Here is a 12,889-nt window from a genome sequence, read left to right on the forward strand (position 1 = left end):
CGCGCAAGGGGATGATGGAATGCCTAATAAAGCTCGTACCCGTTTGAAGGTTTGCTGTATTTCAACTTCGGGCGAAGCAGCCACCGCTGTTGCTTGTGGCGCCGATGCTGTCGGCCTTGTTGCCCACATGCCGTCCGGCCCCGGTGTGATTGAAGATGACCTCATTCTCAACATCGCCCGGCAAATCCCCCCAGCTGTTGCAACCTGGCTCCTCACATCACGTACCACTGCAAAAGACATCGTCGAACATGTGCTCACCTGCGGCACCAACACGGTTCAAATTGTCAAGCCAATTGATCCGGGCGAATATCAGGAACTGCGTCTGGACTTACCTGCCTGCACACGCATCGTGCAAGTTGTTCATGTCGAAGACGAGTACTCCTTTGAAATCGCACAGGAATATAGCCGCGTTGCGGATGCGGTTCTGCTCGATTCAGGCCGCCCTTCAGAAAATGAACTCGGTGGAACAGGCCGAACGCACAACTGGGATTTGAGCCGCCATATTGTCGAGAAACTCGATATTCCGGTATTCCTTGCAGGTGGGCTGACCCCTCAGAACATTATCGAGGCAATTGAGACTGTCAAACCCTACGGCGTAGATGTTTGCAGTGGCGTGCGTGTGAATGGCCGCCTCAACTCATCTAAGCTCACCGAGTTTGCAGCCGCTATCTCTTGCACCTGAGTCCAACTGTCGCCTCCGGAAAACCTCGGTTTTTAATTAGAATTCTTGCCTTTTTCTTGGCCTCGGCTGTATACCTATGAAAAGTAATGGGCAATACACCGAGCGATCCAAGGTAAAGGCATTCTGCTTTCGTCAGTTTGCGCACTGTGATGTTGTGCTGTCCAGAAGATGTGGGGGCGCGCGTGCAACGTTATATCTGGGTCTTGGTTGTCGTCATTTGTGTCGCGTTGATCGTGCCCAAGGTGCTCGAGGAGCGCTTGCTGGGCGTCGTTGAGGTGCACGAATCTCAATCCGTAAATGAACCTCAGAAAACCTCAAAACGCATCACCAGAATTCGCAAGTCTCCCAATGGCCACTTCATGGCAGCAATCAAAATCAATGGTCATAAGACACCAGCCCTGATCGATACGGGTGCAAGTCTGCTCGCCATACCTTACAGCATCGCCCGTAAGGCTGGCATAAGGGTGCGCAACGAAGATTTCACCGTCGAAGTGCGCACAGCAAACGGCATCACGTCGGGGGCATCAGCCTCAATTTCAAATCTCTATTTGGGCTCAATTCATATACGCAACGTTAAAAGTCTTATCCTTAAAGATGAAGCGCTCTCGCAGGTGCTTTTAGGGATGTCTGCGTTGAACAGGCTTGGCAAAATCACGCTCGGAAACAAAGAGCTGGTGATCGCGCCAAGATAAGCAAAAAAATAAACCCTGCTTTCTACTGCTCTTAGACTGGCGGTATCCTTTTGTCTTGCTTGTACTAATTCTCGTTTCATAGGAGGTTGGTATGGAATGAATGACCTGAGGGGAGGCAGGTCTGCAATGGAAAGGGAAAGCAGTGGCTATTCGTGATTTCGGTGAACTGGAAAACCGGGAAATTGTCAAAGAAGTGACACTGCATGGCGGCAACCTTACCGCAAGCATCCTCACCTACGGCGCCACGGTTCGCAGACTGCAACTGGGAGATCGCGACCTGACGCTCGGCTTTGATAATCTGCGTGACTACGAACTTCACTCCCCCCACATGGGTGCGACTGCAGGCCGCTGCGCCAACCGCATCGCAAACGGTTGTTTTTCAATTGGTTCTGAAGAGTTCCAACTGACGGTGAACGAAGGCGGACGGCACCACCTACACGGCGGACACACAGGCTTTGCCCACTGGATTTGGACCATTGAGGAAGCCAGCGAAGACAGCGTTCTCCTCTCTTTGGAATCTCCGGATGGAGAAGAGGGATATCCTGGCACCGTTCAAATCACCTGCCGCTATACCCTGACCAATGATGATACCCTACGCATTGAGTTTTCTGGCACCACAGACAAGCCAACCCTTCTGAACCCAGCGCACCACAGCTACTTCAATCTGGGAGACCATGAGGATGTCACTAAGCATCAGATCATGATCCCGGCACGCTCTTACCTCCCTGTTTCTGATCAGCTGATCCCAACCGGTGAGATCGTTGATGTTGCAGGAACTCCCTATGATTTCCGTGAGATGCGTGAGATTGCCGATGCGCAGGATTCTCGCTTCGACAACAACTTCTGCCTCCGACAGTTTCGTCTGAAGAAGCCTGAGCTATCCGCTGTGGTGTTTGAACCAGAGACTGAGCTCAAGATGGAAGTTTGGTCAACCGAACCGGGCATTCAGTTCTACGACGGCAGTTCCCTCAATACCCCGGTCCCGGGCTTTGATGGCAAGATGTATGGCCCAAGAGCAGGTCTGTGTCTGGAGCCTCAATGCTGGCCGGACAGCCCGAACCATGAAGAATTTGCGTGTTCCACGCTTCAACCCACTGAGCACTATATACAAGTAACCGAGTACCGTTTCATCTGATGTGCAAAGGAGAGACAGCACATCAGTTGTTGTAAAGGACGATAACAGTGAAGACCATTTTCTCGCCTGATCAGCTGTTGCATGCCCCAACCAAAGAAATCTCTGATGGGAAGTTGGTTCCTGCCAATGAAATCCCGTCTCGTGCCGAAATTGTTCTTGCGCATCTAAAAAAAGCGCAGTTCGGTGAGGTGCTTACACCAAACGAGTTTTCTCTGGACCCAATCCTCAAGGTGCATGATGCGGATTATGTCACCTTCCTGCAGGATTTCTGGAAGCTTTGGCTGGCTGAAGGGCGCACAGTAGAAGAGGTCTTCCCGTTCGTCTGGCCCGTGCATGGTCTTAGGCACGACATTGTGCCGGATCACATCGACGGAAAACTTGGTTTCTATTCGTTCGATGCAGGCTCTCCCATGGGCCAACACACATGGGTTGCAGCGCGCAAAAGTGCAGAAACCGCTCTGTCAGGGGCAGAACTGATCCTGTCAGGCGACAACGCTGCCTTCGCGCTCTGCCGTCCTCCGGGCCACCACGCACACCGCCGCCTCTATGGTGGTTACTGCTTCCTGAACAACGCAGCAATTGCCGCGCAATATCTGCGCGATCAGGGCGTTGGCAAGGTGACGATTTTTGACGTGGACTATCATCATGGCAACGGCACTCAGGCAATCTTCTATGACCGCGCTGACGTGCAATTTCTGTCCATCCATGCAGACCCAAAGGTTGAGTTTCCATATTACCTCGGCCACGCAAATGAACGCGGCTTGAAAGAGGGCGCAGGATACAATCACAATTATCCTCTGCCACACGGTACTGCGTGGGCTCAGTGGGAGGAGGCAATGGAAGACGCCTGCCGCTCCATCGAGAAGTTTGCGCCCGATGTCATCATAATCTCTTTGGGCATGGATCCTTACGAGAATGACCCGATTTCTCAGTTCAAGCTGAAGACGGATGATTTCACAAAAATCGGCGCACGCATTGCCAAACTGGGCAAGCCGACCTTGTTTGTGATGGAAGGTGGATACGCGGTTGGGGATTTGGGCATCAACTGCACCAAAGCGCTAAGCGGATATCTCGATACTGTGAAGGTTGGTTCCTGACCGCCTAACCCACTCGAAATGCTGTGTTTTATGTGATGACGGGGAAAGAACTTTCCTGCCACTTGTGTCTTGCCGCAATGCCCCTCTTGAAAGCGGACCACAATATGCGTACATCCTTGCGAACTGAAATTTCTTAAAGCGTATTCCCGTAAGGTGGGGAACGGTTTACGGATAACAACACGCGAGACCACGAGGGATTAAAGCGGCACAGCCAGTCTGACGAAAGGCGGCTGCTTTAAGTGATCAAAGAATGCCAGAGCAAAATCTAAGAAAAACGAGCCTTCTGTGGTTATTTTGCAATCCGTTCGGACGCATCTCCAAAGGCGTCTACTGGCTGGCAACTGCACTGATCTTCTGTGTTCTATCCATCGCAGTGAATGTTGCCACAAGCTCGCTTGCCGACACCTATATCGAGAACGGAACATCAGATCTCACATTGGCGCAGGCCTATAGTGATTTGCTGACGACAAACCCGTTGCTGTATCCGCTGCTGCTCGTTGCAAACTTCATGGTGTTTATGCTGGTGATCAAACGGTTACAGGACCGCGGTGTCACTGGCTTCGTCGCGCTGACGCTTTTCTTGCCATTCCTGAACCTTCTGGTGCCAATCATCGTTGGTTTCCTAAAGAGCCAGGAAGGCCCGAATAAATACGGCCCGGCATCCAACACTCGCCCATTCCAACGTAAAAAATAAGCGTTTATGTTGAGATTTTACGGTGCTATGTGCCAGTGAAAATCACGAAGTGCTGGCAACTCGTGATTGACCATCAGGCGCAGCACAGCTAAATCTCGAAGCATGACTGATACGCTTTCTCCTGCGGTACAGATCTGCCGCGACCTAATCCGCTGTCCAAGTGTCACACCAGCTGAAGGTGGTGCTCTCACCACGCTCGAAAAGCTGCTCGCTGATGCCGGTTTCGACGTCTCCCGTGTGATGTTCTCCGACGAGAACACACCCGACATCGAAAACTTGTTCGCAACCATCGGCTCCGGCAAACCGCACTTCGTGTTTGCAGGCCACACTGACGTTGTACCAGTTGGAGATGAAGCAGCCTGGACCCACGGTCCGTTCGACGGCACCATCGCAGATGGCATGCTTCATGGCCGCGGAACCGCAGATATGAAAGGCGGCGTAGCAGCGTTTGCCGCTGCTGCAATCGACTATGTTAAAGCGCATCCAAATGGAATTCCCGGCCAAATCTCTTTCCTGATCACAGGCGATGAAGAGGGACCGGCAATCAATGGCACTGTCAAACTGTTGGAATGGGCCAAAGAGCAGGGACACGTTTTCGATGCCTGCATCGTTGGCGAACCAACCAATCCGGATGCTTTGGGAGATGCGATCAAAGTTGGCCGTCGTGGATCTTTGACAGGCACAGTAAAAGTCAACGGAACCCAAGGCCACGTTGCCTATCAGCACCTTGCGGACAATCCGGTCCCGGGCATACTCAAACTTCTGAGTGCGGTTGCTGAGGTCGAGCTGGACAAAGGCAACGAGCGGTTCCAGCCATCCAATCTAGAAATCACCACGGTTGACGTCGGCAACACCGCGACCAACGTCATTCCAGCCCACGTCATGGCGAAATTCAACATTCGCTTCAACGATCAGTGGTCTGTCAGTTCTCTGAGCCAGCACATTGAGAAGCTTCTGAACGATGCTGCACCGGAAGGTCTCGACTGGAGTATTGAGTTCGCCAGAGAAGCTACCGACAGCTTCCTGACCCACGATGAAGCGTTGATCCAGACCCTGTCCAATTCCATCAAAACGGTCACTGGTCGCACACCTGAGCTGTCCACCGGCGGCGGAACCTCAGATGCACGCTTCATCAAGAATTACTGTGCTGTAGTCGAGTTCGGCCTTGTCGGTCAGACCATGCACAAGGTTGATGAACACGTTGCTGTAGCTGACATTGAGCAGCTCGCAGACATTTACCTCCGCTTCCTGCAAGATTACTTTCAGGCTTAAGCTAATAAGGAACAGGGTGTTGTGATGGTTCTTGGCACACAGGAAATTCGCCAATCCTGCATTGCATCCTGGAAGATCATGAGGGGCGAGACGGAAGCCTTGCAGCAGTTTGATCTTTCTGCAGATGGCTTCTGGCGCTCCTTTCTTGTCATCTTCCTCCTACTTCCGTTTTATTTGCTAAGCCTGATCGCAGAACATGCGTTGATGGTTGAGCACATTATGACCCAGGGGCAAGAGAACACTGAGATGGTAACTGGTGGCTTCCAGTTGTATTTCGGAAAGTTCCTCTCCCTGTTTGTCGATTGGATCACATTCCCGATCGTTGTTGGGCTTCTCGCTGGATCGTTGGGGCTGAAGCGTAACTTCGGGCCATACATCATCGTCCGCAACTGGAGCACGCTCATCATCCTGCTCCCGCAGACGCTGCTGTATCTGCTTTATATGGCGGGGCTCATTCCCTCAGAACTGCTGATCATGTTGACCTTCCCCATCATCGGATGGGTACTGTGGTACAGATTCCAGATTGCACGTGTGGCAGGGGACTGCAGCTTCTCAATCTCGATTGGCTTGGTGGTTCTGGATCTGGTGCTTTCCATACTGATCAGTACCTCACTTGACCGACTGTTTGCGTAGTAATACCTATTTTCACATACCCCTTTAAATTTTCAGTAGCGCTCATCCCAGTTTCCGCGCACACTTGACGTGGAGGAAAATTGGGAGGGACGGAATGTCAGACAATCATCTGACTGTGCCTACGGGCGCGCAAAACTCACAGCATAAACCGGCGAAGCCTATCGTTCGTCAGGTTACCCTAGAGGATATAACAAGCTCCCTGAAGCTTGGAATTCTGGACTTTGTGAAGACGCCTGTTATTGGCCTTACCTTTGGCGCCTTCTTTGTCGTCGGAGGGGTACTGGTCACGCTGCTCTCGTTCTGGGTGGACATGAGCTACATCAGCTACCCATTGGCCTGCGGCTTTCTGCTGTTAGGACCATTTGCAGCTTTGGGGCTCTATGAGGTTTCCAGACGACTGCAGGCAGGCGAGACACCGCGCATGAGTGGCCTTTTTACGCTGATGTGGGAGCAACGCCGCGGCGAGATTGCATGGATGGCCTTTGTCGTCATCTTCATCCAGTTCCTATGGATGTTTAAGGTTCACCTGTTGCTCGCGCTTTTCTTGGGCATGCAGGGTTACGGCACATTCTTGCAATTCGCTCAGACGATCTTTGAAACCTCAGACGGTGTCTTGTTCTTGATCGCAGGCCACCTTGTCGGAGCGTTTTTCGCCATTCTGCTGTTCGCGGTCAGTGTCGTGTCATTCCCGATGCTGCTGGACACGGAAGTGGATTTCGTGACTGCAATGATCACAAGCTTCAAGGTGGTGACGGGAAGTCCGGTGATCATGGTGGGTTGGGGATTGCTCATCACGGCGATACTGATGGCTTCAATGATCCCTATGTTTGTTGGCTTGCTGGTTACATTGCCAGTGCTCGGCCACACAACATGGCATCTTTACAAACGGGTCGTGTCATTCGAAGAAAAGTAAGACCTTGTGTAACCGGAGGTGGACGGCCTCCGGTTTCCTAACGACTTAACGGAATGAAGAGAGACTTAATCTTCTTCATCCGCAGGGGCTTCATCAGCACCAACGTTTTTCAAGCTGTCCTGATAGGCAAGGAACGACGCTTCATCCTCTTCTGGACTGCGATAATCGACCTGCGTAAGATACAGCCCCTCAGGTACGGCAACAGGCCCGCACGCTTGTCTGTCACAGGCTTCCAGTGCCGCTCTCAGATCGTCCTTAGTCCAGCGGCCTTCACCCACAAGACGAAGGCTACCCACCATGGAACGAACCTGATTGTGCAGGAATGAGCGGGAGCTGCATTCAAGGAAGACATGATAGCCTTGACGATAAACGCAGATGCGCTCCATCGTCTTCCACGGGCTCTTCGCCTGACAACGCGTATGGCGGAAGGTCGTGAAATCATGATGACCCAGCAGCACTTGCGCCGCGTCGTTCATAGCCTCTGCATCCAGCTCCGGCTTCACATGCCATGCCAGCCCAAGGTCGTGTGTCAGCGGCTCAAGACGGTTTGCGATCTTAAAGCGATAATGACGGCGGATTGCTGAAAACCGGGCATCAAAGCCCAGACCTGCCTTTTCACAAGCCAGAATAGCAACAGGGTCCGGTTGCGCATGAAAGTTCAGCGCATTCTTCACGGTTTCTGCAGGCCAATCCTTTGCAAGGTCCAGATGCGCCACCTGACCGGTCGCATGCACACCAGAGTCCGTGCGTCCGGCACCGCCAATGGTCACTGTCTCACCCGTGAAGGACTTGATTGCGCGCTCAATAACACCCTGGGCTGTCAGCCCGTTCTCCTGACGCTGCCAGCCAACAAAAGGGCGTCCGTCATAATCAATGGTAATTTTGTAACGCGGCATTCTTGTTCTTTGCAAAGGTTAGGCAAGCAGACTGTAAGCCAGTTTGCAGGCGTGAGACAGGTATGAGCCTGCAGGATATCTCTGAAATTTTGCGCTGTACTATCAGATTTGAAAGGGCAAGACCAGACCTGACGGTAAGCCTGAAAGGAACCTATTCGAACTCTCGGAAAGGTGTGGCATAGGTAACCTCAACCGGCAGGTCTTCGCGCCCCGCCTGCGTAAAAGGCAATGCCATGAAGATTGGCCCGGCATACGGCCCTTGCACCTTCTTTGCCAGCTCGCTGTCAAAGCCAAAGCGGGAGTAGTAATCAGGAGATCCCAACACCAGAACCAGATCTTCCCCCAGCCCTTGTAAGTCATCCAGAGCTTCCTGAATGAGCTTCGTGCCTACGCCCTTGTTTTGAGAGGCGGGATCAACACAAACTGGTGCAAGGCAGCTGATTTTCAGGCGGTGTCCTTCTCCCGTACCCGTCACACGAGAAAACGCGAGGTGGCCGAGCAATTTGCCATCATCATCCGTTGCAATCCGCTCAAGAACCAGCGCACCACAAGCACGCAGTCGCTCAACCAGACGTCCTTCGTTGCTCTGACCAAAGGCTTTGACGAGCAAAGACAAAATGGCAGGCTCGTCTTTCTTTTCAGGCGTACGGAGACCAACTTGATCCTCTCCAATCTGGTGGAACTCAACCATGATGCCTCCGTGTTTCCTGATGTTTCTTAAGAAAAGCCTATATGATTAATCAGGGTCAGGAAACCGTGTCTCCGGCACTAAGCTTAGAGCCACGTAAAAATTCCTCAGCAGACATCGCCTTTTTGCCAGCCCGTTGAACCTGAACCAGCTTGATCGCGTCAGAACCACACGCAATCGTCAGCGTAGTATCGTCAACAACCAGAACCTCACCAGCTGCACCAGAACCATCGGCTAAGCTGCTGCGCAGGATCTTCACACGTTCAGGGTTCTTGCCACCCAACTCCATCTCGCACCAGGCGCCAGGGAACGGAGATAGGCCACGAATGTGGTTGTGCACTTGTTCAGCTGGCAAAGACCAGTCGATGCGTGTTTCGCTCTTCTGGATCTTCTTAGCGTAGGTCACGCCCTCATCAGGTTGAGGCGTTGCACCAAGACCACCACGAGACAGAGCAGAAAGTGCACGCATCATCAAATCGCCGCCCAAAGCAGACAGGCGGTCATGCAGCTCGCCTGCTGTCATGTCCGGGGTGATTGCGACGGTCTCAGACATGCAGACCGGACCAGTGTCCAGTCCTTCTTCCATCTGCATCACCTGAATGCCGGAAGCTTTGTCGCCAGCCATGATCGCCCGGTTAATCGGCGCGGCACCGCGCCAGCGTGGAAGCAGCGAGGCATGGCCATTCAAACAGCCGTGCTCGGTGCCCTCCAGAATGGCTTTCGGCAGCAACAAGCCATAAGCGACCACAACAGCCACATCCGCTTCAAAGGAGCGGAACCGTTCCTGTTCTTCTTCGCTCTTCAGTGATGTTGGTGTGAAAACAGGAATACCGAGGCTTTCAGCAGCTTCGTGCACAGGCGTCTTTTTCAGCTCCATGCCGCGTCCGGCTTTGCGTGGTGGCTGCGAGTAACAAGCGACCAAATCCCAACCTTGCCCGACGATCTCAAAGAGTGTCGGAACGGAGAAATCAGGAGTACCCATAAAGATGACGCGCAATGACATAGCTGACCTGCTTGGCTGTAATTCTTGTATTCCAGACTTAATGCGTCAGCTGGTGGGGAAGGACAAGGAAAAAACAACAAAAAAAAAGCGGCTCTCCAAAGAAGGCCGCTTAATCCACTCGCAATACCAAGATGATCAGGCTTGTTTCGCCTGCTTGATCATCTTCTTCACGATCCGGTCACGCTTCAGCCGGGACAGGTAATCGATGAACAGCACACCGTTCAGATGGTCCAACTCATGCTGAATGCAGGTTGCCAGCAAACCGGCAGCTTCAATTTCCTGCTTCTCGCCTTCAACGTTAAGGAAGGAAACGCGCACTTCGCTTGGACGCTCAACATCCTCATAAACGCCAGGGATGGACAAGCACCCTTCCTGATAAGTGCTCTTCTCCTCAGAAGACCAGGTGATCTCTGGGTTGATGAACACCATTGGCTGTTTCTCAACGGAATCGTCTTCTTCGCTCTCGCGCTCTGCAACATCAAGAACGAACATACGTTTCAAAACGCCAATCTGACTTGCTGCAAGGCCAATACCCGGCGCGTCATACATGGTCGCCAGCATGTCGTCGGCAAGTTTTCTGATTTCGTCGTTGATGTCTTCAATCGGAGCGCACTTCTCGCGAAGGCAGTTTTCCGGGACAAATTTTATCTCGCGAATCGTCATAATTACTTTTGAAGTTGTTCTCGTTGCAAAGCTGTCTGCTCAACGTGAGGCCAGCTGATAGTGTTGTTTACGCTTCATATCCTCTTATAAGAACTTTGCCAAGTCGTTGACTATAGGCTTTTGGTTAGCGGCTATTAATGGATACTCCCCATCAATTGAAGGATGTGGGTTGCAGTGCATCCAAGAAAGCTGAGAGGTATCCCGGTGTTGCAAAGTGTTCTATGTTTGTTTCATGGAACAGACAGTCTTCACATACGGTGCATTCACCCTCTCATATATTCAGGCAGCCATAGTTAGTGGAGGCCTTTTTTTCCTTTTGCTGCTCATCTGGATCATGAGCCTGCGCGCAAAACTGAACAAAGTGCGTGGTACATCGGTGCTGGAGCAAAAGCGGGCAGAATACACAGAAGCCGCGCTGGCGGATCTGGTCCGCTCTCAGGGAGAAATGACAGGTCGCATGCAAACCATGGCAGAGGTTTTCGGCTCCCGTCAGTCAGATCTGATGCGTGTGGTGAATGATCGCCTTGATGGTCTTGGTAAAACGCTGGGTGCGTCTGTTCTGGAAACCCATCGTCAAACCCATGCCAGTCTGACAGGCCTGCAGGAGCGCATGGCACTGCTCGACAAAGCGAATAAAACCATGGGTGAGCTGGCAGGGCAGGTGACTGACCTGCAGATGGTTTTGAACGACAAGCAAACCCGGGGTGCATTTGGCCAAGGACGAATGGAGGCAATCATTGATGATGCATTGCCCCCAACAAGCTTCTCGTTTCAAAGCTCACTCTCCAATCGCTCCCGACCTGACTGCCTGATCCATATGCCGACGGGAGCCCCGCCACTGGTCGTTGATGCCAAGTTCCCACTGGAGGCCTTCGCTGCCATCAAGGATGCAGAAACCAAGCAGGACTTGAAAGAAGCTGCCGCTCGCTTCCGAAAGGATATCTCCAAGCATCTGGAAGACATTGCAGGCAAATACCTCCTCCCGGGAGAAACACAGGACACGGCGCTTATGTTCGTGCCCTCTGAGAGCCTCTTTGCTGAGATCCACGAAGGCTTCCCAGACCTGACGCAAAAAGCCCACCGCTTGCGCGTGGTCATCGTCTCACCGTCTCTGCTTGTCCTCGCTGTGCAAGTTATTCAATCTGTGCTGCGCGATGCTCGCATGCGCGAACAGGCTCATCTCATTCAGGCTGAAGTTGGCAAGCTCTTGCTGGATGTTGGCCGTCTGACAGAGCGTGTCTCCAAACTGCAAACCCATTTTGCCCAGACCAACAAAGATCTGGATCAGATCATGATCTCAGGCGACAAAATCGGCAATCGAGCTCGTAAGATTGATGAGATGCAATTGGGCGGCAAAGCAACAGATCACGTCTCCTCAGCTGCATCACAAGCCCCACAAACAACACACCTTGCAGAAGATGAGTTGCCATCACCCTTTCAGTTTGACCGGCGGTAAGCGCCTATTCGCTCTGTAGAAGATGATCACGCAAGGCAGCCACTGCCGGACGCCTCCAGGCAGCTGAACTCCCAACAATGTAATAGGTGTTCCCCGTCAGATGCCGTGCAGGGACTGGCTCGATCAGTGTCCCATCCGCCAGATCTTTCTCAATGAGCAAAGAGGGAAGCAAGGCGAGGCCAAGGCCCTGACGCGCAGCCTCCAATACCATGAAGAAATGTTCGAAGGAGAGGGAGGTGTCTCCGGGCAAGTAGCTTGAAAGCTTGTGTGCCTCCGCCCAGTATTCCCAACTGCCCAGGCGTGTGGAGTGAATGAGGCGGGGGAGACCCAGAAGATCTTCTATGCTCTCCGGCTGGGTATCCCTCAACAGGCTTGGGTGACAGACCAGAACCATCTCTTCATCACAAATCCGGAAGCTCTCCAGAGCAGGCCAACTGCCACGGCCCACAGTAAGCGCCACATCCACACTGGAAGGATCCCAGTTGACCGGATCTTTATGACCAGCCGAAAAGTCGGCTGGGATGGTAACAAGATCAACGCTGATGGCGGGATAGGCCTGCTTAAAGCCTTTGATCCGCTCCATGAACCAGAGATTGGCAAGTGAGGGTAGCGTCCCGATACGCAGCTGACCTGAAACAGACCCCTTCAATTCATGCTCAAGATCCTCAACCAGCTTCAATGCATTCTTTGCCTTCTGGCTCAGCAGCAACCCGTCTTGAGTAAGTGCAAGCGTTTTCCCCTGACGCGAAAACAGCACCAGTCCCAACTGATCTTCCAAATTCTGAATGCGGCGGGACACAGCCCCTTGTGTGATGCCAAGCTCCCGTGCCGCCCGGGTAAAGCTCCCATGACGCGCTGCTGCATCGAAAACAGGAAGAACGGAAAGGATCTGTGAAGTGATCGAAAGACTATGTCGGCTCATACTATGAGTTTAACTCATGTCTATGTGACTGTCATTGGTCTATCTATGAAATTTTACGTAGTTTAAAACAACTCCAGCATGAGTTTTGGGTATAGAGCCTATTCTAGGTAAGTGGCCTTCAGGGCTTCTACCAGAATACGGAT

General features: G+C 52.4%; 14 protein-coding genes. 9 read left to right on the forward strand and 5 right to left on the reverse strand.

The window, feature by feature from the left end:
- Positions 1–19: 19 nt before the first annotated feature.
- From PsAD26_RS04970 to PsAD26_RS05005, 8 genes are all read left to right on the forward strand, one after another.
- Positions 20–682 (forward strand): phosphoribosylanthranilate isomerase, encoded by a 663-nt coding sequence (locus PsAD26_RS04970; RefSeq protein ID WP_063309509.1) that lies wholly within the window; start codon positions 20–22, stop codon positions 680–682.
- Between the two features lie 182 nt (positions 683–864).
- Positions 865–1,374 carry a TIGR02281 family clan AA aspartic protease gene (locus tag PsAD26_RS04975; RefSeq protein ID WP_208985517.1) on the forward strand — a complete coding sequence of 170 codons (510 nt, stop codon included), beginning with the start codon at positions 865–867 and terminating at the stop codon, positions 1,372–1,374.
- Between the two features lie 142 nt (positions 1,375–1,516).
- Positions 1,517–2,509, forward strand: coding sequence for an aldose epimerase family protein (locus PsAD26_RS04980; protein WP_063309510.1), 993 nt, complete (start codon positions 1,517–1,519; stop codon positions 2,507–2,509).
- 47 nt (positions 2,510–2,556) lie between these two features.
- Positions 2,557–3,606 carry a histone deacetylase family protein gene (locus PsAD26_RS04985; RefSeq protein WP_063309511.1) on the forward strand — a complete coding sequence of 350 codons (1,050 nt, stop codon included), beginning with the start codon at positions 2,557–2,559 and terminating at the stop codon, positions 3,604–3,606.
- A gap of 250 nt (positions 3,607–3,856) precedes the next feature.
- Positions 3,857–4,300, forward strand: a complete 444-nt coding sequence (locus PsAD26_RS04990; protein WP_063300756.1) for a DUF805 domain-containing protein — start codon at positions 3,857–3,859, stop codon at positions 4,298–4,300.
- A 102-nt stretch (positions 4,301–4,402) separates the two neighbouring features.
- Positions 4,403–5,572, forward strand: a complete 1,170-nt coding sequence (dapE, locus tag PsAD26_RS04995) for a succinyl-diaminopimelate desuccinylase (protein WP_063309512.1) — start codon at positions 4,403–4,405, stop codon at positions 5,570–5,572.
- Between the two features lie 24 nt (positions 5,573–5,596).
- On the forward strand, positions 5,597–6,205 hold the full coding sequence (locus PsAD26_RS05000; protein ID WP_063309513.1) for a hypothetical protein: 609 nt from the start codon (positions 5,597–5,599) through the stop codon (positions 6,203–6,205).
- A 94-nt stretch (positions 6,206–6,299) separates the two neighbouring features.
- Entirely contained in the window at positions 6,300–7,118 is an 819-nt protein-coding gene (locus PsAD26_RS05005) for a DUF2189 domain-containing protein (RefSeq protein ID WP_063309514.1), read from the forward strand.
- 65 nt (positions 7,119–7,183) lie between these two features.
- Here PsAD26_RS05005 and truA read toward each other — a convergent pair whose 3' ends face one another.
- From truA to def, 4 genes are all read right to left on the reverse strand, one after another.
- On the reverse strand, positions 7,184–8,014 hold the full coding sequence (gene truA, locus PsAD26_RS05010) for a tRNA pseudouridine(38-40) synthase TruA (protein ID WP_063309515.1): 831 nt from the start codon (positions 8,012–8,014) through the stop codon (positions 7,184–7,186).
- Between the two features lie 151 nt (positions 8,015–8,165).
- Positions 8,166–8,705, reverse strand: a complete 540-nt coding sequence (locus PsAD26_RS05015; RefSeq protein ID WP_063309516.1) for an N-acetyltransferase — start codon at positions 8,703–8,705, stop codon at positions 8,166–8,168.
- 55 nt (positions 8,706–8,760) lie between these two features.
- Complete coding sequence (gene fmt / locus PsAD26_RS05020) at positions 8,761–9,705, reverse strand: methionyl-tRNA formyltransferase (protein ID WP_063309517.1); 945 nt, start codon at positions 9,703–9,705, stop codon at positions 8,761–8,763.
- 135 nt (positions 9,706–9,840) lie between these two features.
- A complete protein-coding gene (def, locus tag PsAD26_RS05025) occupies positions 9,841–10,368 on the reverse strand; it encodes a peptide deformylase (RefSeq protein WP_063309518.1) in 528 nt (175 codons plus the stop codon).
- A gap of 232 nt (positions 10,369–10,600) precedes the next feature.
- Between def and rmuC the strand changes: the two genes are divergently transcribed.
- On the forward strand, positions 10,601–11,824 hold the full coding sequence (rmuC, locus tag PsAD26_RS05030) for a DNA recombination protein RmuC (RefSeq protein ID WP_208985518.1): 1,224 nt from the start codon (positions 10,601–10,603) through the stop codon (positions 11,822–11,824).
- A 4-nt stretch (positions 11,825–11,828) separates the two neighbouring features.
- Here the strand turns inward: rmuC and PsAD26_RS05035 are convergent, their stop codons facing one another.
- Positions 11,829–12,746, reverse strand: coding sequence for a LysR substrate-binding domain-containing protein (locus PsAD26_RS05035; RefSeq protein WP_063309520.1), 918 nt, complete (start codon positions 12,744–12,746; stop codon positions 11,829–11,831).
- Between the last annotated feature and the right edge of the window lie 143 nt (positions 12,747–12,889).

Source organism: Pseudovibrio sp. Ad26 (genome assembly GCF_001623285.1).
Taxonomy (GTDB): domain Bacteria; phylum Pseudomonadota; class Alphaproteobacteria; order Rhizobiales; family Stappiaceae; genus Pseudovibrio; species Pseudovibrio ascidiaceicola.